General features: G+C 69.1%; 19 protein-coding genes. 10 read left to right on the forward strand and 9 right to left on the reverse strand.

Annotated elements, in window-relative coordinates; translation table 11 throughout:
• Positions 1 to 100: 100 nt before the first annotated feature.
• Positions 101 to 1,465, reverse strand: a complete 1,365-nt coding sequence (locus ACFXI3_RS41320; protein WP_344286341.1) for an aminotransferase class III-fold pyridoxal phosphate-dependent enzyme — start codon at positions 1,463 to 1,465, stop codon at positions 101 to 103.
• On the reverse strand, positions 1,462 to 1,755 hold the full coding sequence (locus ACFXI3_RS41325; protein ID WP_378407161.1) for a hypothetical protein: 294 nt from the start codon (positions 1,753 to 1,755) through the stop codon (positions 1,462 to 1,464). The genes ACFXI3_RS41320 and ACFXI3_RS41325 overlap by 4 nt, the downstream gene beginning before the upstream one ends.
• 1,130 nt (positions 1,756 to 2,885) lie before the next feature.
• Between ACFXI3_RS41325 and ACFXI3_RS41330 the strand changes: the two genes are divergently transcribed.
• Complete coding sequence (locus tag ACFXI3_RS41330; protein WP_378407163.1) at positions 2,886 to 3,581, forward strand: transglycosylase family protein; 696 nt, start codon at positions 2,886 to 2,888, stop codon at positions 3,579 to 3,581.
• A gap of 755 nt (positions 3,582 to 4,336) precedes the next feature.
• Here the strand turns inward: ACFXI3_RS41330 and ACFXI3_RS41335 are convergent.
• The gene (locus ACFXI3_RS41335) at positions 4,337 to 4,876 is read right to left on the reverse strand and encodes a PadR family transcriptional regulator (RefSeq protein WP_378407165.1); all 540 of its coding nucleotides are present in this window, start codon (positions 4,874 to 4,876) and stop codon (positions 4,337 to 4,339) included.
• Between the two features lie 134 nt (positions 4,877 to 5,010).
• Here ACFXI3_RS41335 and ACFXI3_RS41340 point away from each other — a divergent pair, with 134 nt between their 5' ends.
• Positions 5,011 to 5,487, forward strand: coding sequence for a hypothetical protein (locus tag ACFXI3_RS41340; RefSeq protein WP_378407167.1), 477 nt, complete (start codon positions 5,011 to 5,013; stop codon positions 5,485 to 5,487).
• A 5-nt stretch (positions 5,488 to 5,492) separates the two neighbouring features.
• Here ACFXI3_RS41340 and ACFXI3_RS41345 read toward each other — a convergent pair whose 3' ends face one another.
• Complete coding sequence (locus ACFXI3_RS41345) at positions 5,493 to 6,305, reverse strand: helix-turn-helix transcriptional regulator (protein ID WP_378407169.1); 813 nt, start codon at positions 6,303 to 6,305, stop codon at positions 5,493 to 5,495.
• A gap of 78 nt (positions 6,306 to 6,383) precedes the next feature.
• Here ACFXI3_RS41345 and ACFXI3_RS41350 point away from each other — a divergent pair, with 78 nt between their 5' ends.
• The 8 genes from ACFXI3_RS41350 to ACFXI3_RS41385 all read left to right on the forward strand — a co-directional run bounded on the left by ACFXI3_RS41350 (position 6,384) and on the right by ACFXI3_RS41385 (position 12,321).
• On the forward strand, positions 6,384 to 7,124 hold the full coding sequence (locus tag ACFXI3_RS41350; protein ID WP_378407171.1) for an SDR family NAD(P)-dependent oxidoreductase: 741 nt from the start codon (positions 6,384 to 6,386) through the stop codon (positions 7,122 to 7,124).
• 26 nt (positions 7,125 to 7,150) lie between these two features.
• Entirely contained in the window at positions 7,151 to 7,891 is a 741-nt protein-coding gene (locus ACFXI3_RS41355; protein ID WP_378407173.1) for an SDR family NAD(P)-dependent oxidoreductase, read from the forward strand.
• A gap of 53 nt (positions 7,892 to 7,944) precedes the next feature.
• Complete coding sequence (locus ACFXI3_RS41360; RefSeq protein ID WP_378407175.1) at positions 7,945 to 8,631, forward strand: M23 family metallopeptidase; 687 nt, start codon at positions 7,945 to 7,947, stop codon at positions 8,629 to 8,631.
• 74 nt (positions 8,632 to 8,705) lie between these two features.
• Complete coding sequence (locus tag ACFXI3_RS41365; protein WP_344286350.1) at positions 8,706 to 9,653, forward strand: cation diffusion facilitator family transporter; 948 nt, start codon at positions 8,706 to 8,708, stop codon at positions 9,651 to 9,653.
• A 22-nt stretch (positions 9,654 to 9,675) separates the two neighbouring features.
• Positions 9,676 to 9,840, forward strand: a complete 165-nt coding sequence (locus ACFXI3_RS41370; RefSeq protein WP_378407177.1) for a hypothetical protein — start codon at positions 9,676 to 9,678, stop codon at positions 9,838 to 9,840.
• A gap of 21 nt (positions 9,841 to 9,861) precedes the next feature.
• Positions 9,862 to 10,209, forward strand: a complete 348-nt coding sequence (locus ACFXI3_RS41375; protein ID WP_378407179.1) for a BlaI/MecI/CopY family transcriptional regulator — start codon at positions 9,862 to 9,864, stop codon at positions 10,207 to 10,209.
• Positions 10,206 to 11,099 (forward strand): M56 family metallopeptidase, encoded by an 894-nt coding sequence (locus tag ACFXI3_RS41380; protein ID WP_378407181.1) that lies wholly within the window; start codon positions 10,206 to 10,208, stop codon positions 11,097 to 11,099. The genes ACFXI3_RS41375 and ACFXI3_RS41380 overlap by 4 nt, the downstream gene beginning before the upstream one ends.
• Before the next feature lie 49 nt (positions 11,100 to 11,148).
• Positions 11,149 to 12,321 carry an Ig-like domain-containing protein gene (locus ACFXI3_RS41385; RefSeq protein ID WP_378407183.1) on the forward strand — a complete coding sequence of 391 codons (1,173 nt, stop codon included), beginning with the start codon at positions 11,149 to 11,151 and terminating at the stop codon, positions 12,319 to 12,321.
• A gap of 60 nt (positions 12,322 to 12,381) precedes the next feature.
• On the opposite strand, the gene sbnA is transcribed toward ACFXI3_RS41385, so the two are convergent.
• The 5 genes from sbnA to ACFXI3_RS41410 are packed head-to-tail and all read right to left on the reverse strand — an operon-like array spanning position 12,382 to position 20,530.
• Positions 12,382 to 13,356 (reverse strand): 2,3-diaminopropionate biosynthesis protein SbnA, encoded by a 975-nt coding sequence (sbnA, locus tag ACFXI3_RS41390; RefSeq protein WP_378407185.1) that lies wholly within the window; start codon positions 13,354 to 13,356, stop codon positions 12,382 to 12,384.
• 43 nt (positions 13,357 to 13,399) lie between these two features.
• On the reverse strand, positions 13,400 to 14,467 hold the full coding sequence (gene sbnB / locus ACFXI3_RS41395; RefSeq protein ID WP_378407187.1) for a 2,3-diaminopropionate biosynthesis protein SbnB: 1,068 nt from the start codon (positions 14,465 to 14,467) through the stop codon (positions 13,400 to 13,402).
• Entirely contained in the window at positions 14,464 to 15,477 is a 1,014-nt protein-coding gene (locus ACFXI3_RS41400; protein ID WP_378407189.1) for a TauD/TfdA family dioxygenase, read from the reverse strand. Before ACFXI3_RS41400 ends, sbnB begins: the two co-directional genes overlap by 4 nt.
• 35 nt (positions 15,478 to 15,512) lie before the next feature.
• The gene (locus ACFXI3_RS41405; protein WP_378407194.1) at positions 15,513 to 17,996 is read right to left on the reverse strand and encodes an amino acid adenylation domain-containing protein; all 2,484 of its coding nucleotides are present in this window, start codon (positions 17,994 to 17,996) and stop codon (positions 15,513 to 15,515) included.
• 32 nt (positions 17,997 to 18,028) lie between these two features.
• On the reverse strand, positions 18,029 to 20,530 hold the full coding sequence (locus ACFXI3_RS41410) for a Pls/PosA family non-ribosomal peptide synthetase (protein WP_378407196.1): 2,502 nt from the start codon (positions 20,528 to 20,530) through the stop codon (positions 18,029 to 18,031).
• Positions 20,531 to 21,079 lie beyond the last annotated feature (549 nt).

Consider the following 21,079-nt stretch of genomic DNA (forward strand, 5'->3'; position numbering starts at 1 on the left):
TTTTTTTTATTATACTCCTCCCACTAAATCCGTTTAGTTCCGGTCCGGGGCCGGGCCCCCGCCCACGCCCGGGCGGCGCGCGCCCGCGGGCCCCGGCGGGTTAGCGCGCCTCCCGGGTCGCGGTGTCTAGCGCGGCCAGCAGGATCCCGGCGGCCGTGCGCACGACGTCCGCGGTGACGTTGAGCGGCGGCAGCAACCGCACGACGCTGTCGCCGCGTCCGCCCAGTTCGAGGATGAGCCCGCGGCGCAACGCGTGGTTCTGCACGGCCAGCGCGAGTTCCGACGCCGGCCCTCCGGTGCGCGGGTCGGTCAGTTCGATGCCCCACATCAGCCCGGTGCCGCGCACGTCGGTCACCCACGGGTGGCTGGCCAGCGGAGACAACAGCTCTTCGAATTGGTATCCGCGCTCGACGACGTTGTCCAGCACGCTGTCGCGGTTGACGACCTCGATCGCCCTGGCGCCCGCGGCGAAAGCGAGCTGATTGCCGCGGAAGGCGCCGGTGTGCGTGCGCGGGGCCCAGTTGTCGAGGCGCTCGTCGTAGATGATCAGCGAGACCGGCGAGCCGATTCCGCTGAGCGCCTTGGACGCGACGATCACGTCGGGTTCGATGCCGTAGCGCTCGAAGGCGAACCAGGTCCCGGTCCGGCCGCAGCCGGTCTGCAGCTCGTCGACGATCAGCGGGATGTCCAGCTCCCGGGTCAGCTCGCGCACCCGGTGCACGAAATCCGCCCGGGCCGGGACCACTCCGCCCTCGCCCTGCACCAGTTCGAGCACCACCGCCGCGGGCAGCGGGAGCCCGGCGTCGGGGTCGTGCAGCGATCGTTCGAGCTGGTCCGGGCAGTCCGCGGCGCACGCGGCCGGATCGTGCCCGGCCGGGCAGCGGGGGCACGAGGAGTACGGGAGATACTGGGTGCCGGTCAGGGGATTCGCGGACGGTCGCGGCCGGCCGGTCAGGCCCAGCGCGGCGTGCGCGCCGCCCTGGAACCGGCCCTGGAACGACACGACGCCGCCGCGTCCGGTCGCGGTTTTGCAGAGTTTCAGCGCGGCTTCGACGGGGTTGGTCCCGGCAGGCCCGCAGAAGTGCAGTTTCATCCGCGAGCGCAGCGCCTCGGGCAGCATCGCGAGCTGGGCCTCGGAGAACTCGTCCTTGACCGGGGTCGCGAAGTCGAGCGCGTGGGTCAGCTTGCTCAGCTGCGCGGTCATGGCCGCGACCAGTTCGGGATGGTTGTGCCCGAGCGAGAGCACGCCCGCCCCGGCGAGGAAGTCGATGAAGACGTTGCCGTCGGCGTCGCGCACGAAGCTGCCGGAACCCTCGGTGATCGCGATCGGCAGCCGCCGCGGGCCGCCGCGGGGGAGCGGCTCGCGGCGGTCCTGCCGGGCGAGGTACTCGGCCGAACGCGGGCCGGGCAGATCGCAGTAGACGGCGGGGCCGGTGAGCGGCGCGGGGTGCTCGAGGGTGGTCATCTGGCCTGTTCTCCCCTGGCAGTGGTGGTGGGGCGGCCGGGTCCGCCTCGGTGCGCGGCGGAAGGGCCGGTGTCCTTGGCTCCACAATGGACAAAGACCTTCGGGGCGAATCGTGCCCGCCGGGTGCTCGCGGAGAGTCGTCGAGGGCCGTTCTCCTCGAATAAACGGAGCAGCCGTTCTCTCGGCTTCTGCGGTAGTGCGGCGCCTTCCTCGGGACAGCCCGCCTCGGTGCCGGCTCGCGGATGCGTACGGTCGACGTCGCGCGGCGTGTCCGGCGTCGAGTTCGTCATGCACTCCTCCTCTTTTTCGCAGGGATTCGCGGACCGCCGAAAACGGCCGGCGAGGAAGGAAACGGTTTTTCGCGGGCAGAGGCGAGGGAGGGCCGCGCTGAGCGCCGCCCTCCCCGGTTGACCTCACTGGAATACCGCGGGGCACAGCGTAGCGCAGCCGGTTCCGCCGCAGCGGCGCGTCGGGCGGGGGCGCGCCGGGCTTGGCTGCGGAAAGAAAAGAATCGGCCGATATTAGGCAAGGCAATGCGCCAGGAGAGTGAAGGCGGCGATTTCGCGGAGTTCGCCGCGCTGGGCTGAAAGGCTGAAGCGGCAACGGTGTTCGCGGTTCCGCGAAACGGAACGTGAATATTCACGCTGCGTTTCCGGCGTGTGAATCGGCGACCGCGGACCGCATCGTGGGATGTTTTCGGGACGGTTGCCGAAGGCGTTCGGGGATATGTCGGGCAGGAGAAATATCGAGGTCGCCGGGTTGTTTCTGACGTTTTCGCCGCCGGGTCCGGTTGCGGGTGCCGTTTTCCGCGGGGGACGGGCGGCGGGCTGCGTTTTCGGCGGCGGGTTCGGCCGGGCGCCCGGCGGGGTGGTCCAGACCAGGGAGGTGGTCTGGACCGGTGCAGTACTGGTTCAGACCATTTTGGGCGGGCGGAAGGCGGAGTGCGTCCGGGGGAGCGGGCCTGGTCCGGCGGGACGCGTGCCGGTCGGGCCGGGTGCCGTAGCGGGAAGTGAACGGGGGTGACGAAGCCGTGTTTATCTCGAACATAACGGTCAGTTGGCCGGGAACTATCACGCGAAGTTGAGAGTGTGAAACTTGCCAACGTAGCTGTTTGGTGCCGCTTGAGGCTGACGATTCGAGGGAAAATGTTGCCGTTGAGCTGTGAACTATTTACCAAGTAGGTCGCCTGACGTGTGACGCACTGTCGTCTGACTGCTACGCGCCGAGGCGATCTGTGGCCGATCCCACTGCCTCTGTACACCTGCTGTTTCCGTTTCGTAATCTTCTCGAGCTTTTGCGGTGACCTGCGATCTACCCCGAGGATCAGCGACCCGAAGCCGCCGCGGACCGTCGCGGCTCGCTGCCTGACCCAGGCACCGAGGACGGTTGTGCGGTGTGACAGCGAAGGAGCCCACCTACCGTGGGACGGCACAGCAAACCCAGCAAGACGAAAACAGTCCTCCAGCGCACCGGCGCGACCGCGGCTCTCGCGGGCGCCACCCTCGGCGGCATCGGCCTCGCCGGGGCGGGCACGGCCAACGCCTTCCCGGGGCAGGCCGGCATCGTCAAGTGCGAGAGCAGCGGCAACCCGACCGCGGTCAACAACACCGCCGCGGGCCAGCGCGCGGGCCGCCCCGCCGGCCTGTTCCAGATCGTCACGAAGACCTGGCTCGCGAACGGCGGCGGCCAGTTCGCCCCGACGGCCGACAAGGCCACGCCCGCGCAGCAGCAGGTCGTCGCGGACCGGATCTACGCGAAGCAGGGTTCGGCCCCGTGGCAGTGCCGCGGCGGCTCGGGCCCGGCGGGCTACGCGAACTTCGGCGGCGACACCTCCGGCGGCTCCGCCGAGGTCGAGGCCGTGGCCGCGAAGCCGAAGGTCCAGGTCAAGGCCGAGACGAAGGTCAAGTCCGAGGCGAAGGTCAAGTCCGCGCCGAAGCACGCCGCGCCGACCTCGAACCCGGACGGCAGCTACACCGTCGCCGCCGGCGACACCCTCTCCGGAATCGCGAAGAACCTCAACGTGGACGGCGGCTGGCAGCACCTGCAGCAGCTGAACCAGAAGTTCATCCCGGACGCGAACCTGATCCTGGTTGGCCAGAAGATCGTCACGAAGTAACCCTCGCTGAGGCCCTGGCCGGGCCCGCGCCGCTTTCCCCCGGGCGGCGCGACCCCGGCCGGAGGCCGCCGGTGCACGCGCGCGCGAACGGTGCGCTCGGGCACCGCCGCGCGCCCCGGCGGCCGGCGTGCGGAGCGGACGGGCCTGCTTTGTGGGAACACGGGCCTGTCTGCGCCGCACGCCTTGCCGTGCGGGCGAGAACGGCGGCGCGGTCTGTCGCGCGGGAGTGCGGGCAGGTTTGCGCCGCTCAACTTGTCGTGCAGACGGAACGCTGGTGCGGTTGGTTCGCGGGAGTGCGAGCGGGCACAACGCCGCAGTCTGTTGCGCGGGAGCGTGGGCGGGCTTGCGCGGCGCAACTTGTCGTGCGGACGTGAATGTCGGCGCAGTTGGTTTCGCATGAGTGCGGGCGCGAACAATGGCGCGGTCTGTTGCGCGGGAGTGCGGGCAGGCTTGCGCCGCACTACTTGTCGTGCAGACGTGAGCACTGGCGTGGTTGGTTTTCGCGGAAGTGCGGCGGGTTTACACCGCACGCCTTGCCGCGAGGACAAAGCACGCCAGTCTTTGACCTGGCTGCCCATAGCGAATAGGCCGAGATTTCGAGCGCACCGCCGCCGAAGTGGTTCGCAAGCTTGTCTAGCCGGTGTGTTTCGCGAGTAGATTCGGAAACGCACTTGGAGCCAGGGCGAGGGAATGCGGCGGGAGCCGTTCATTGCCGCCGTTGCCGTCGGCTGCTTTCCGGCCGCACCTGGACGTGCTCATCGCCGATCGTTGCCGGTGATGACGTCCGGCAGCGCCGCGAACCACTCGAGGACCGCGCGCTCGTAACGGATTCCGAAATCGCGCGTGGCCATTGCGTACGGGTCGCGTTCTTCCTCCGGGACCGCGGCGCGCGACCGCTCGTACTCGGCCAGTCGGTCGGCGTGGATCTTCCGGTGCTCGGCGATGATCTCGGCCAGCCTGCCGCCTGGCACGTCCCGGCCGAACATCACGACGAGCAGCAACGGGAACCGGATGTTCTCGGCGGCCAGTTCGCTGCCGCACCAGTCTTCGAAGGCCTGCCTGCCCGCGTCGGTGAGGCGGTACGGGCGGCGGGCGCGCGACCCCTGCTCGCCCGCCTCGATGAGGCCGCCCTCGCTCATCGCCGCGAGTTCCCGGTACACCTGGCTCTGGGTGAGTGACCAGAACGCCCCGATCCGCTGCTGCGCGGCCGCGACCAGATCCCAGCCGGTCATCGGCCCCGCGTGCAGGAAGCCGAGCAGCGACGCTTCGGTGGCGTTGACCTTGTGGGCGCCCAATCCATGCTCCTGATCTTCGAGTCGGGCCCGTCATTGTGCCAGCCCGGTCGTCCGCTGGAGCCCCGCGGCGACCGGTTGACATCCCACAGTGGGAGGTCAAGACTGGAGACATCCCACAGTGGAAGGTCGAGCGGATGGCACACTCCGTCTTCATCGCTCTGCATGCCGCGGCCGGCGTGATCGCGCTGGTGGCAGGCACGGTCGCCCTGCTGCGCGCGGGGCGGTTCTTCGACACGTACCTTGTCTCGCTGACCGCCACCACGGTGTTCTTGGCGCTGGCGGTCGCGGTTGAATGGACCGTGCTGCCCTCGGGCGGCCGCGTGCTGTTGAGCGCGTTCGTGGTGCTGGCCGCGGTGCTCGTGGTCCGAGGCGTTCTTGCCAGGCGTATGCGGCGCGCTGGCCAGCTGTCGTCTCCCGCATACGTGGAGCACGTCGGGTTCACTCTGGTTGCTCTGCTGGACGCGTTCGTGGTGATCGCTGTGCTGAACTCGGGCGCGCCGGTCTGGCTGGTCGTGGCGAGCGGGGTCGTGCTCGCTGTCGCAGGCCACTTCGTGCTCCGCTGGGCGAAGCGGGTTCTTTCCGAAAAACCGCCTGCTGAGGTCGGTCTGTGATCAGGCTATCGGCGCGCCGGTAACGGAACACTCCGCAACAACGCGAGCGCGTCCGCACTCGAACTCCCCGGCTCGGCCTGATAGACGATCAACTGCTGTCCAGGCGCGCTGCGCACATCGAACGCCTGATAGGTCAGCGTCAACGGCCCGACCGCCGGATGTACGAGCTGCTTGGGCTCACGGGTCTTCCCGCGCACCTGATGGGTCTCCCACAGCGCCCGGAACTGGTCGCTGCCCTCGCTGAGTTCCGCGGCCAATCCCGGCAGGGCCGGGTCTCCCGCTGCCGCGCGCAGGTTTGCCACGGTGGCCTGGGCCGTCCAGTCCCAGCGGGCGTAGAACTGCCGCCCCGCCGGGTCGAGGAAGGTCATGCGCGCCAGGTTGTCGGCCGCTCGGAATGGGGAGAACAGCGCTTCGGCGAGGGTGTTCGCGGCCAAGATGTCCAGGACGCGGTTGAGCACGAACGCGGGTGCGTGCGGGTGGCTGTCCATGAGCTGCCGCAGTTCGGGGCTCACGGTTGGGGGCACCGGGGACGGCAGGTCGGGCGGGGCGGCGCCGGCGAGGCGGTGCAGGTGTTCGCGGGCGTCGGGGTCCAGGTCCAATGCGCGGCTGAGGGCGTCGAGGACCTGCGGTGACGGGCGGGTTTCGCGGCCCTGTTCCAAGCGCGCGTAGTAGTCGACATTCACTCCGGCGAGCACGGCGACTTCCTCGCGGCGCAGGCCCGCGACCTTGCGTCTGCCGGAATAGCGCACGTCCGCGTCCTCCGGGGAGCGTTGTGCGCGGCGTGCCCGCAGGAAGTCGCCCAGTTCCGTACTGCCCATGCGGACCAGCGTAGGCGGCGGCTGGGTGGGTGTGGCACGTCCTGTCAGCGAGATCCGTTGCCGCCGAGACTGGGCGGCATGACGAAAGAACTGGTGGGAAAGGTCGCGCTGGTCACTGGTGCCGCGCGCGGGGTCGGGGCGGCGACGGTCGCTTGGCTGCACGCAGCGGGGGCGCGAGTGCTGGCCACGGATATCCGGCCCGAGGTGGCACAGCTCGCCGACGAGAACGGCGTGGCCGTGCTGGTCGGCGATGTGTCCGAAGAGGACGTCGCGGTGCGGTCGGCGGCTGCGGCGCTCGAGCGGTTCGGCGGGCTCGACATCCTGGTCGCCAATGCTGGTCGTTCGGTGAACAAACCGGTCACCGAGACGACCGCGGCCGACTGGGACAAGGTGATGTCCGTCAACGCTCGCGGCGCGTTTCTGCATGCGCGAGAAGCGTTTCGGGTGATGCGCGAAAACGGCGGGGGAGCGATCGTCACTGTCGGCTCGTTCGCTTCCACGGTGGGGCTGGCCGAAGCGGCGGCGTACAGCGCGTCCAAAGGAGCGCTGGCGCAATTGACGAAGGTGCTCGCATTGGAAGGCGCTCCACACGGAATTCGCGCGAATGTTGTCGCACCGGGCGTGATCGAGACCGATCTGCTCGACACTTTCCGCGCTGACAGCCGGGAGTATCTGCGGTCCTTCGGCGACGCCCATCCGCTCGGCCGGGTCGCGCAGCCGGAAGAAATCGCCGAGGTGATCGGCTTTCTGGCTTCGCCGCGGTCCGCGTTCGTCACCGGCGCGGTCGTCGCTGCCGACGGCGGCTACACCGCGGCTTGATTTCCGCCCGACGAAAGGAAGATCCCATGCGGCTCAGCGGCAAGGTCGTGTTGCTCACCGGAGCGACCGGCGGTATCGGACAGGCCACCGCGGAATTGTTCGCGCGCGAGGGGGCCAGCCTGGTCGTCACCGATGTCGATCAAGCGGCGGTGGAGAAGCTCGCTCAGCGGTTGGGGACCGAGGTCCTGGCCGACCGGTTGGACGTCTCCTCGCCGGAGAACTGGCGCGGCACGATCGAACGGACCCGGCAGCGGTTCGGCCGCCTCGACGTTCTGGTCAACGTCGCGGGGATCGTGGACTGGCCGGGCATCGAGGAGACCACGCCGGAGGCCTGGGACCGGGTGATCGCGGTCAACCAGACCGGGACCTGGCTCGGGATGAAGACCGCGATGCCGCTGCTGCGCGCCTCCGGCAACGGATCGGTCGTCAACACTTCCTCGGTGCTGGGCCTGGTCGGCAGCGGCGCGGCGGCCGCGTACCAGGCGTCCAAAGGGGCGGTGCGGCTGCTGACCAAGACCGCCGCCGTCGAGTACGCGACGCGTGGGGTCCGGGTCAATTCGGTGCATCCGGGCGTGATCGCCACGCCGATGATCCAGGACCTGCTCGACGAGCAAGGCGACCGGCAGCCCGACATCGTCCGCACGCCGATGCGCCGCGCGGGCAGTCCCGCCGAGGTCGCGCACGCGATGCTTTTCCTGGCCAGCGACGAATCCTCGTTCGTCACCGGAACCGAACTCATCGTGGACGGCGGGCTCACCGCGTACTGACACCGGCGTGATCTACTATCCGGCGTAGTACATGGTCCGGCGAGAGGAACACCATGACGGGTGCCCGCAGGCGGCGTTCGAGCCGGGTTTCCGCGGGTGCTCGCGGCGGGCTGGGGGCGGGGCTCGTCCTGGCCGGGTTCGCGGGCGGGGCGGCTTTCGCCGCGGCTGCGCGGGCGGCTCCAGCCGAGCGCAAAAGCGAACTGCCGCCCGTGACAGCGGGGCATGAGGTGCTGCCCACAGCCGCGCGTCCGCCGGAGACGGAGCTGGCGGTGCTGAAGTCCGCGGTCAAAACCCGCGACGATCGGCTTCAGCGAGAGGAGCGCGAGAAGGCTCGTCAAGAACCCCGCGCGTACGCGCCGGTGGCCGGCACGATCACCTCGAACTACGGCGGTCGCTGGGGAACGACCCATTACGGCCTGGACGTAGCGAACGCCATCGGCACCCCGATCCGGACTCCGCTCGCCGGGACCGTGATCGAGGCCGGTCCGGCAAGCGGGTTCGGGCTGTGGGTGCGCGTCCGGCACGAGGACGGGACCGTCACGGTGTACGGGCACATCAACCGGTACTCGGTTTCCGCCGGGCAGCGGGTGGCGGCCGGGCAGGTGATTGCCGAGGTGGGCGATCGCGGGCAGTCGACGGGGCCGCATCTGCACTTCGAGGTCTGGACGGCGGGGGAGCGCAAGACCGATCCGCTGCGCTGGCTGCGGGGGCTCGGCGTGCGGATCGAACCGGGCGGGTGACCTCGGGTGGACGTCGGGCCGGAGCGTGCGCCACAATACATGCACGTTTCACTATATGTCGGGGATGGTGCGGGGTGAGCGAGCACAAGACGGGGCACGGCCACGGCCACGGGGTCGCGGCGGGCGCGGACCGCACGTGGCTGGTGCGGGCGCTGGTGCTGATCGTCGGGTTCATGGCGGTCGAGCTGGTCGTCGGCCTGATCGCCGGGTCGCTCGCGCTGATCACCGACGCGGGCCACATGCTCACCGACGCCGCGTCGATCGTGCTCGCGCTGGTCGCGATCCGGCTGGCGGCACGTCCGGCGAAGGGCGGGTTCACCTACGGGCTCAAGCGCGCGGAAATCCTGTCCGCGCAGGCCAACGGGATCACCTTGCTGCTGCTGACCGCGTGGTTCCTCTACGAGGCGGTGACCCGGCTGATCGATCCGCCGGAGGTCCAGGGCGCGCTCGTGCTGGTGACGGCGCTGGCCGGGATCGTCGTGAACGTCGCGGCCAGCTGGTGCATCAGCCGGGCGAACCGGTCGAGCCTGAACGTCGAGGGCGCGTTCCAGCACATCCTCAACGACCTGTACGCGTTCATCGCGACCGCGGTGGCCGGTGCGATCGTGTGGCTGACCGGGTTCGCCCGCGCCGACGCGATCGCGGCGCTGGTGGTCGCCGCGCTGATGGCGAAGGCGGGCTGGGGGCTGGTCCGCGAGTCCGGCCGGATCTTCTTGGAGGCCGCGCCCGCGGGGATCGATCCGGAGGCGGTGGGCGAGCAGGTGGCGTCGGTTCCGGACGTGGTGCAGGTGCACGACCTGCACATCTGGCAGATCACCTCGGGCGAGCCCGCGTTGTCCGCGCACGTGCTGGTGCGGCCCGCGGCGGATTGCCACGCGGTGCGGGCCGGGATCGAGGAGATCATGCGGTCCCGGCACCGGCTGGACCACACGACGCTGCAGGTGGACCACGTCGACGAGGACCGGGCCGAGCATTGCGAAGGATCGCACGGGCCGACTTACCGGTTCACCGGGCGCAGCTGAGTCGGCGAACGAAAGGAATCGCATGCAAGCCGATCTGGCCGCGGCTTCGTCCGCGGGCGGCTGGACGCTCCTGACGATTCTCGTGGTGCTCGCGATCCTGCTGACCGCGATCGGCGTCGCGCAAGCCCGCGATCCGGCCCGGCGCTCTCCGGAAAGCGAGGCGGAGAGCGGGGACGAACCGGAATGACCGAGCCCTAGGATGCGTGGCGTGCAAGGACTCGGCGAGCTGGAATCGGCGGCGATGGACGTCTTGTGGCGCGCGGGCGAAGCGCGCACGGTCCGCGAAGTGCTGGAGGAGCTGAACCGGGACCTGGCCTATACGACGGTCCTCACCGTGCTCGATCATTTGCACAGCAAGGGCTGGGTGGCACGCGAAAAGCGCAGCCGCGCCTACTGCTACACGCCGACGCTCTCGCGCGAGGAAGCCGCGGCTCGGGCGATGCGGAATCTGCTCGCTGACGTCGGCGATCCCGAAGGAGTGCTGCTGCATTTCGCGCAGTCGGCGTCCGAGGGCGAGCGGGCGGCATTGCGGCGCGGGTTGCGGAAGCGCTCGTGATCGTCTCCGCGGCGCTCGTCGGGACTGCGGCGGTGGTGGGTTTCTGCGGCCCGCTCCTCCTGCGTTGGGTGTTGCGGGCGCGGATGCCTGCGCGACTGCGGTTTGCCGCGTGGATTCTGTTGCTGGGCAGCATGATCGCCACCGGAGCCGGTGCGGTGGCGACGGCGTTCGGGCCGGGACACGAGGCGGCGCGGCGGTTGGTCGCATGGCTGCGGCTTGACACGGTGCGCCACCAAGAAGTGCTGCACCTGGACGAGGTGGTCGGCGTGTCCGGCGCGCTGCTCGCGCTGGGTGCGGCAGGAGCGTTCGCGCTGGCCTCGATCCGCCGGTACCGGCATCAGCTTCGATTGCATGACCGGCATTTCGCGGAATTGTCAATGGTGTGCCGGGCCAGTGCGGGTGTCTGGTGGCTGCCGTCGGAGGAGAAGTTCGCCTACAGCATCGCCGGAAAACCTGATCTCGTCGTGCTTTCGGAGGGGCTCGCGAAAGACCTTTCCGAGCCGGAACTCGCGGCGGTGGTCGACCACGAACGGTCCCATCTGCGCGGACGGCACCATCGGCTGGTCGGCTTCGCGCACGCGGTGTCGGCGGCGTTGCCGTTCGTTCCGCTGGCTCGGCAGTCGCCGGAGTTCGTTGCCGCCGCGGTGGAATTGAGCGCGGACGCCGCGGCCGGCCGTCGGCACGGACCGGCGACGGTCAGCGCGGCGTTGCACCGGATGCATCCGGTGCGTTCGGCGGCCACCGCGCTCAGGCTCGAGCACCTCGCCCGCGGCCACGCGGCAACCGGCATTCTCGCCCTCGCAACGGCAGCGTTACTCCCGGTGAGCACGGCCGCGACCCTGATCGTCGCCGGAGCTTGGACGGCGGCTCCCGCCCTGCTCCACGCCTGACCGCTATGACTACTATGTCCGTTAGTAATCGCGAACGGGGGCAGATCAGGTGCTGGGGCGAAAAACGCAGATCATCGCGGGGATCCTCGCTGGGCTGGCGCTGACGGCGGGGTGCACGTCCGCACCGGAGCCCGGTACCGCCGCCGGAAACGACCAGAAGACCAGCGCCGCCCCGGTGCCCGCGACCCTCGACCTCGGGCCGAAGGACGGCTCGAACGACGTCGCGCCCGGTGAGCCCGTCACGGCGGCGGCCGGAGGTTCCACGCTCAACGAGGTCACTCTCGCGGCCGCGGACGGGACTCCGGTGCCCGGCGAGATGGACGCCGCGAAGCAGCGCTGGAACAGCGGCAAGACCCTGGAGTACGGCACGAAGTACACGCTCACCGCGCGCTCTACCGGCGCGGACGGCAACCCGGTGACCCGCACCAGCACCTTCACCACGGCGACCGCGAAGGCGCAGGCGTACCCGTCGGTGATCCCGCTCGACGGCGAGACCACCGGCGTCGGCATGCCGATCACGATCAAATTCTCCGCGCCGGTCGCGGACAAGGCCGCCGCGGAAAAGATGCTCACCGTCACCTCCGACAAGCCCGCGACCGGAGCGTGGCGCTGGTTCGGCGACGACGAGGTGCACTACCGCACCAAGGAATACTGGCCCGCGTACTCCACGATCACGCTCGACATCAAGATCGCCGGCCGCGCGCTCGGCAACGGGGTGTTCGGCAAGGCCGACCGCAAGATCAGCTTCAAGACCGGCGCGTCGATCATCTCGAAGGTGTCGGACAACGAAAAGCAGATGCGGACGTACAAGGACGGCCAGCTCGTCCTGACGTCCCCGGTCAGCCTCGGCAAGCCGTCGGCGCGCAGCGTTTCGGGCACCATGCTGATCATGACCGTGCAGTCGCCGTACACAATGGACTCCAGCACGTACGGCGTGCCCACCGACGCGCCGGGCGGCTACCGCACCACGGTCAAATACGCGCTGCGGCTCACCAACTCGGGCCAGTTCCTGCATTCGGCACCGTGGTCGGTCCGGCAGCAGGGGCACTCCAACACTTCGCACGGCTGCCTCAACGTCAGCGTGGAGAACGCGAAGTGGTTCTACGAGAACTCCCACCGCGGGGACGTCGTGACGGTGACCGACACCGGAGCGGACCTCAAACCCGGCGACGGCTGGACGGACTGGCGCTTCAGCTGGGACGAATGGCAGAAGAAGGTCTGACCCCGCCGGGTGGCGGCGCACCGGGGGATGCCGGTACGCCGCCCGCGAGGGGTCAACGGATCAGACGGATTGGCGGGGCTGCGGGGAAAGCACGTCCTCTCCGTAGATGCCCTGCAGCCAGTTGGTCTGGTAGATCGTGTCGAGATAGCGCTCGCCGAGGTCCGGGGCGATGGCCACCGCGGTCAGATGGTGCGCGTCGTGTTCGGACAGCCAGCTGGTGGCTCCGCTGACGACCGTCCCGGTCGAGCCGCCGAACAGGAATCCGTTGCGCGCCAGCCGGTGGCACGCCCGGACCGAATCCGGCTCCTCCACCAGCACCACGTCGTCCACATAGGACTCGTCGAGGATCGCCGGGCGCACGCTGGTGCCCAGTCCCGGCAGCATCCGGCGGCCCGCCGGACCGCCGAAGGTGACCGAGCCGACGCTGTCGATCGCGACCACCCGCACCGGCCGGTGCCACTGCCGGAAGAACCGCGCGCAGCCCATCAGGGTGCCCGTGGTGCCCGCGCCGACGAACAGCACGTCGAGGTTCGGGAACGCGGCGGCGATCTCCGGCCCGGTCCGGTGGAAGTGCGCGCCCCAGTTGTCCGGGTTGGTGTACTGGTTGAGCCACACGTAGCGCTCGTCGGACGCGACCAGCATGCGCACGTGGTCGATGCGTGCCCCGAGGAAACCGCCCTCGGGACTGGGTTCGGTGATGATGTGCACCTCGTTGCCGAGCGCCTCGATGGCGCGGCGGGTCGCGAGGTTGCAGCGGGAATCGGTGACGCACAGGAACTTGTACCCCCGGCTGGCCGCGATCATGCTCAGCGCGACGCCGAGGTTGCCCGAAGAGGACTCGACGATGATCGAGCCCGGCCGCAGCAGGCCGTCGCGCTCGGCGGCGTCGACCATTTCGGTGGCGGCCTTCAGCTTGATGGAGCCGGCGAAGTTGAAGCCCTCGCACTTGAGGAACAGCGAATAGCCGAAACTCCAGCGGAGGTCGACGTACAGCGCCTCCTCGTTGAAGGCTTCGGGAACGGTGATGACTGGCACGGTTTTTTCTCCTCGTCAGAAAAAGCTCAGGGGCGGACGGCGCTCAGCCATACCGGCGCAGGTCGTGGAAGAAGTCCTCGATGACGTGCAGTCCGCCGGTGCCGGACACTCTCTCGTGGACGAAGGCCCCGACCGCGAGGTCGAGGACGCCGAGCCCGAACGGGGAGAAGATCAGCGGCTGGTCGGCGGGCGGGCTGATCCGGCCGGTCAGCACGTCGTCCAGGGTGCCGAGCAGGAAATCCCGGCTGCCGGTGCGCTGCTCGACCAGATGCGGCGAAGTGTTGGCCTTGAGGCAGTGGTCCACGTCGTCGACGAGGTTCGCTGACGCCAGCAGGACTTCCGGTGCCAGATCGCGCAAGGAAACGTGCAGTACCAGCGGATTGTGCGAGAACCACGAGGGATCGTGCACGTGCGGCTCGCCGGCGATGGTCGCGAAGATCACCAGATCGCTGTCGCGGATCAGGCCTTCGGCCGTGTCGTGCACGCTGATGTCGCCGGCGAACCCGGACTGCTCCAGGTAGCCGCGGAACCCGGCGGCGCTGTCGGCGTGCAGGTCGTGCACGTTGATCTCGTCGAACTCCCAGCCGGTGCCGGCGAGGAAGGTGTGGATGTAGCGGGCGATCAGGCCGACGCCGAAGAACCCGACGCGCCGGGGACGTTCCCGCGTCCGGCTGAGCCAGTCCGCGGCGAGCGCGGCCGACGCGGCCGTCCTGGTCGCGCTGATGATGGAGCTTTCCAGACAGGCGAACGGATACCCGGTCGCGAGGTCGTTGAGGATCAGCACCGCCGACGCCCTCGGGATCCCGGCGGCGACGTTGCCCGGGAAGCTGGAAATCCACTTCACGCCCGCGACGTTCGTGTCCCCGCCGAGCGAGGCGGGCAGGGCGATGATCCGGTCGGCCGGGCGGTCCGGGAAGCGCAGGAAATACGACGGCGGGTTCACCGAATCGCCGGTGCCGTGCACCCGGTAGGCGGTCTCGACGAGGTCGACGACCTCCCGTTCGCGCCCGGCCAGCGCCTGCTGGACCTGGCTGCCGGAGATCACCGCGAACGGCGGCACCGCGCCCGGACCCGCGGGCGCGGACTCGGCGGTGAAAGATTGCGTGGTCACTGGGTTTTCCCCTCGGAAGCGAGCGAGCAGTCGGAAAGTCGTACCGGGTCGGCCAGCCCGACGAGCACCTCGCGCGGGCCCTCGTAGGCGTCCCGGCTGTGCGCGGTGCGGACGTTGTCGACCAGGAGGAGATCGCCCGCCTGCCACGGTTCGCGGACGGTGTGCTCCTCGTACACCTCGTTGAGCAACTGCACGACGTCCTCGCCGATCGGGTCGCCGTTGCCGAAGCGGGTGTTGAACGGAAGCCCGTCCGCTCCGTAGATGTCGACCAGGTACTCGTGCACCTCGGGCGCCATCGTCCATTCGTTGAGGAAGGCGATCTGGTTGAACCAGCAGCGCTGGCCGGTGACCGGATGCCCGACGATCGCGTGGCGGCGCTGCCGGGTGCGCAGTCCGCCCTCAGGCTGCCATTCGAACTCGATCCGGTTGGCGCGGCAGTAGTCCTCGATCGCGGAGCGGTCCTCGGTGCCGAACGCTTCGGCGACCGACGCCCCGATCTCGTCGTTGAAGCTGCGGGTGAGCAGCCAGCCGTCTTGCTCGAACCGCGCGCGCAGGTCGGCGGGCAGCGAGGCCAGCACGGCGGTGGAATCGCTGACGCCGGTGACGCCGCCCGAGGACGGCGGGCTGACGCAGGCGAAGAGCAGCAGGCCCGGGAACTCGAGGGTGTAGCTCAGTTCGTGGTGCATGCACATCGGCTGGTTCGGCGGCCATTCGGTCGAGGAGTGCACCCCGCCGGGGTAGGCGGCGCGCGGCGCGAAGGCTTCCTGCTCGGTCATCAGCAGGTCGGTCAGCCTCCCGAACACGGCCGCGACCGCGGTCTGGTCGGCGAGCCCGAGACCGCGGACGAGCACCGCGCCGTATTCGGCGACGAGTCTTCGCACCGTCTCCCGGTGCGTGCTCGCCCAGCCGGCCGGGTCGCCGCCTGCCTCGGCCCGCAGCACCGCGGGCAGCCCGGGACAGAAATCCGGCTCGGGCGGGGAAGTCTTCGGCAGGAATTTGGACAACGACATCGTGGAATCCCTTCGATTTCCGCGGTTGCAGAGGGTCAGGAGCTTCGGGACGAGGAGTCGGACCGGCTGTCGATCAGCGCGGCCAGGTCGGCGAGCACCGGGTGCTTGGCGACGTCCTTGATCGAGACCGCGCGGTCGAGCGCGATCGCCAGCTTGACCGCGGACAGCGACGTGCCGCCCCGGCCGAAGAAACTGTCCCGGCGGCCGATCTGGCCGGACCGGATGCCGAGCACCTGCGCCCAGGCGCCGGCGAGCCGCTGTTCGGTTTCGGTGACCGGCTCGTCGTAGTCCTCGTCCGCCGCGTCGAGTTCGGCGGCGAGCGCGGCGAGGTTCTTCTTGTCGATTTTTCCGTTGGCGGTCAACGGCAACTGCTCCCGCCAATGGAACGCCGAGGGCAGCATGTACTCGGGCAGCGCGGCGCCGAGCTGGTCCCGCAGCAGTTCGAGGTCGAGCTGCTCGCGGCTGGAATAGAACGCGACCAGCCGTTTGCTCTGCCCGCGTTCGGCCACGACCACCGCGCCGTCGCGCACGCCGGGCACCCGCAGCAGCGTGTTCTCGATTTCGCCGATCTCGATCCGGAAACCGCGGATCTTGACCTGCGAATCGCGCCTGCCGAGGAATTCCACCTTGCCCTCGGGCAGCCAGCGGCCGTGGTCGCCGCTGCGGTAGAGCCGGGCGTCCGGCCGGTGCGGGTCGGTGGTGAACGCCCGCGCGGTGCGCTCCGGATCGTTGATGTAGCCGCGGCCCACGCACACCCCGGAGAACACGATCTCGCCGGGCGCGCCGAGCGGGACCGGGTCGAGGTTTTCGTCGACGATGTACACGCGCACGTTCTGCACCGGCGGCCCGAGCGGCACCCGCTCCCGTGTCGGCGCGCGGTCCATCACCTCGTGGTTGGTGTCGTCCGAGGTTTCGGTGAGGCCGTAGGCGTTGACCAGCTTGACGTCCGGCATCGTGGCGAACCAGCGCTGCGCCAGTTCGGTCTTGAGCGCCTCGCCGGTCACCGAAACGCAGCGCAGATCGGGCAGCGCGACCGGGTTCTTGTCCACCGCGGTCAGCACGACCTCGAGGTAGGAGGGCACGACCTGCAGCACCGAAACCCCGCCGCTGCCCAGCCGGTCCACGAACCGGTCGGCGTCCAGGATCACGTCCTGCTCGATCAGCAGGGTCTTCGCGCCGACCAGCAGCCCGGAAACCAGCTGCCACAGCGAGATGTCGAAGCACTGCGGCGCGACCTGCGCCACCACCGAGTCCTCGGTGATGCCGAGGTCGTTGATCTTGGCGTAGAGATGGTTGACCATCCCGGCGTGCTCGCACATCGCGCCCTTCGGCTCGCCGGTCGAGCCCGAGGTGAAGTAGATGTAGGCGAGCTGGCCGGACTCGACGGCGACGGCGAGATCCTCGTCGGAGTGGTCCTCCTCGTACGCGGCGTCCACGAACAAGGTGCGCACGCCGGGCAGCGATTCGACGGCCTTGCGCAGCGTGGTCGTGCTGCCGGGTTCGGTCAGCACCAGTTCGCAGTCGGCCCGGCGCAGCGTGGTCGCGATGCGGTCGGTCGGGAAATGCGGCTCGATGGGCAGGTAGACGCCGCCTGCCTTGAACACCGCGAGCACGGCGGCCATCCAGTCCAGATTGCGTTCGGTGACCACCGCGACGACGCCCTCGCGCCGCAGCCCGCGCGCCACCAGCGCCCGCGCCAGGCGGTTGGCGCGCCCGTTGAGCTCCCGGTACGTCCACTGCCGGTCGCCGTGCACCGCCGCGATCGCGTCCGGACGGCTGGCGGCGTTGCGCTGGAACAGCTCGTGGCAGCGCAGATCCGGGACCTCGACGTGCGGCCCGGCGAGGCCTTCCAGCTGCAGCTTCAGTTCCGCGGACGACAGCAGGGTGGTTTCGCGGTGCGGCGCGGTGACGTCGGTGCGGATCAGCGCGAGCGCGCTCAAGTGGTAGCCGAGAACGCGTTCGGCGCTTTCGGAATCCAGCACCTCGGTGCGGAAGCGCAGCCGCAGCGTCTCCAGATCCGGCGACACGTCCAGCTGCAGCACGGTGTCCCCGGCGAGGTCCCCGGCGGTGCCGGTCGGGTCGAAGACCGTTTCGAACGGCGGCGCGATGATGCCGAGCTCGGTGCGCAGTTCGTCGACCGGGAAGTCCCGGAAGGCCAGGGTCTGCGCATCGACCTCCGCGGTGTGCTCGATCAGTTCGCGCCAGGTGCCGGATTCGGTGCTCAGCCGGCAGGGCAGCGGCGCCCCGCCGGGCCCGGCGACGTAGCCGGTGCACACCTGCGGCTCGCCGGAGAGCGCGGCGAGGACCTTGGCGTGCGCGGCGAGCAGCACCGAACTCAGCGGCACGCGCAATTGTTCGGCCAGCAGCCGCAGCCCGGTCGCGATCCCGCGGGGGATCGGCGTCTCGTGGTCGCCGATCGCGGAGCCGGCCTCCAGCGTCCAGCGCGGGACGCTGGTGCGTCCGCCGGCGGTGAGTACCTCGCGCCAGTGCTCGCGAACCGCTCCCAGTCCGGTTCTCATGGGTCGTCCTTCCCGTGGTTGTCGTTGCTCCGTCACGATTTCCCCGCCAGCTGGCGGCGGACAGCCCGGATTTCGTGCGCGGGGTTCCCGCCCCAGTGCGCGTGGTCCGGGACCTCAGTGCCCTTCATGAGGAAGGAATGGGGGGCGAGCGTCGAGCCGTCGCCCATCGTCACGCCGTAATGCACCAGCGCGCCGGTGCCGACTACGCAGCCGCTGCCGATGGCGATGCGGTCCATCTTGTAGCCGCCGTCCTCCTGCGAATGGCATTGGACGACGGACCCGATGTTGAGGGTGACGTCGTCTCCCAGGCGCACCAGCGTCTTCTCGATGATCATCGTGCCGTCGTCGAACAGCCGCTTGCCGACCTTGACGCCCAGCAGCCGCCACATCAGGCGCTTGAACGGGGTCCCGTCGAGCGAGCGGAAGATCGCGCCCGCTGCGGCCGCTTTCCAGAACCGTTCCTGCCGCCAGAACCGGCGGTCGTAGATCGAGCACGACAGCGGGTGCATCGGCCGGATGAAAACGGTGATCCGCTCCACGGCGACGAAATAGAGCATGCCGTAGAGGAGCATCGCGGCCGTGTCGATCGCGAACAGCGGCGGGCCGATCAGGTCGTAGTACACGTCCGAGGCCCAGGTGAGCAGCAGCAGCCCGTAGAAGAACAGCCAGTGGGTGACGGCGTACAGCAGCATGCCCCCGGCGTTGTGCCGCGTCTTGGCAGCCAGCCTGCGGCGGAATTCCTCCGGCGTCTTCGGGTGGTCGAACTGGCTGTCGCGCTCGACCGAGCGCGGGATTTCGAAGCTGGGGGAGCCGAGCAGTCCGACGTCCTCGCGCACCGGGCCGTCGAGCGGCACCAGGACCTTGGTCGCCAGCAGGCAGTTGTCGCCGGTCTTGGCTCCGGCGGGGTAGAGGACGTGGTTGCCGAGGAAGTTCCGTGCCCCGACGTGCACCCGGGAAAGCCGGAACGAGGTGTTGGTGTACTCGGCGTTGACCACCGACAGGCCGTCGGCGACCATCGTGCCCGCGCCGGAGGAGAAGAGGTACGGGTTCTCGTACTTCTCGTCGAGCCCGAAGTTGGACCCGGTCTGTTCTTTCTTGGACACCTTGCAGCCCAGCGCGCGCAGGTAGTGCACGATCGCCGAGCTGTCGCCGAAAAGCGTCTTGAAGAACCGCAGGTTGGTGAGCACGCGGATGGCGCGGTGCGCGGTGTAGCGGAAGGTGTAGAGGCGGTAGACCTCGCCGGGTTTGAGCGCGAGGTTCAGCAGCCGCGGCACGAACGTGACGATCAGGAAGCCGGTCAGCCGCAGGCCGAAGTACAGGATGAAGGAGACGACGAAGGCCTTCCAGTAGAACTGCGGCTCGGCGAAGTCCAGGACGGCCGTGCCGAGTCCCATCGCCGGGCTGAGGTTCGGCAGCGTGTTCAGCACGAAGCCGAGCAGCCCGAGCACCAGCGGGGCGAGCAGGAAGACCGCGGTCAGGGTCTGGCGCACGGCGAAGAGCGCCCGCCGGACGCTGCCGCAGGCCCGCGGTTCGACGCGCCGGTACTGCACGTCGGCGGGAACGGCGGGGACGCCGTGCCAGCTCTGCCCCTCCGGAACCGATTGCCCGGCGTGCAGGGACGACGCGTGCCCGAGCTGGGCGCCTGCGCCGAGCCGGGTTTCGATGTCGATGACGGACATCTCGCCGACGTAGGAGTGCGCGCCGATCGCGACCGGGCCGGTCCGGATCACGCCCTCGTGCGCGCGATAGGTGGTGAAGTAGGTGTCCTTGCAGATCACCGCGCCTTCCCCGACGGTGAGCAGATCGGTGCACACCGGGACGAAGCGCGAGAAGATCGTGACGCCCTTGCCGATCTTCGCGCCCAGCGCGCGCAGGTACAGCGAGTAGAGCGGGGAGCCGACGAACAGCGGGACCAGCAGGTTCCGCTGGACGAGCGTCTTGACCACCCAGAACCGGACGTAGCCGAGGCTCCAGGTGCGGATCTCTCCCGGCTTCCAGCGGCCGACGAGGATCCATTTGAGCGCGATCGGAAGGGTGCACAGCACCGCCAGCACCATCGCGCCGAAGACCACCGAGCGCAGGTAGTAGTCGAGCAAGCCGGTCCCGGCCAGAATCCAGTCGGTGCCGATGCCGAGCACCTGGGCCACGAGATAGGAATAAGCGAAGAAGATCAGCAGCTGCAGCGTCCCGCAGCCGAAGTATTCGAGCCGGCTCGCCCGCTTCGGCGGCTCCGCGGGGGCGGGCGCCGGCTCCTCGGCCGGGACCTCTTCGGTTTCGGCCAAAGCGGAGACGAGACTGGCGATGGTCGGATTCCGGTAAATGTCCTTGATGGAGACGGCGGGAAGATCGGCACGCTTGCGCACTCGTGCGCAGAACTGTGCCATCACGAGCGAGTTGGCCCCGAGATCGGCGAAGAAGTTGCTGTCGACCGACACGTTTTCCTGCCCGGTGACATCGGCCATCACCTGGGCGAATGCTTCTTCGGTGTCGGGTGCCGGACCGGGGCGGGCGGTCGGGTACTCGGTGAGATCCATATGCCTAATGATCGGTGGATGTAACGCCGACGTAACCTACGGACGTCGGTGTTGACAATTTCGTGACCTGTTCGATGCGAGTCCCGGTTGACAAATACGACACGAGCCGGGATTGAGGTCTAGACCACGCAAAGAACCATTAATCTGGCAAAGGGGACCAACGCCGTGAATACCCTTTATTTTTCAACAGCCAGTGGCGGTTGTCGACGGATCCGGGACGGTCCGGCGAAGGGTTCCGGTGAAGTCTGATCGTCGTCGTGCATTTACCGCAAACCGATCCTCCGCACGGGCGATGTTACCAGGATTTCCCCGCTTTCGGGGGCCGGATTCCCCTGTTGGCGGAGGTTGGGCTGGTCCGCTGGGGTGAAATCCGTGGCACGACGAGTGGTGCGAAGTCGCTGTGCGGAGACGGTTTCGGGCGGTGGTCCGGCTCCGCCGTGCTCGCGGAGGGCGCCCGTCAAGGTTCCTTGGTCCTCGAATTCGGTGACATTGTGTTCCGGACCGGAATATGCAAGCGCTGCTTCGCGGGATTGATGGCACTTTCGAGGG

Source organism: Amycolatopsis sp. NPDC059235 (assembly GCF_042754125.1).
Lineage (GTDB): Bacteria > Actinomycetota > Actinomycetes > Mycobacteriales > Pseudonocardiaceae > Amycolatopsis > Amycolatopsis albidoflava.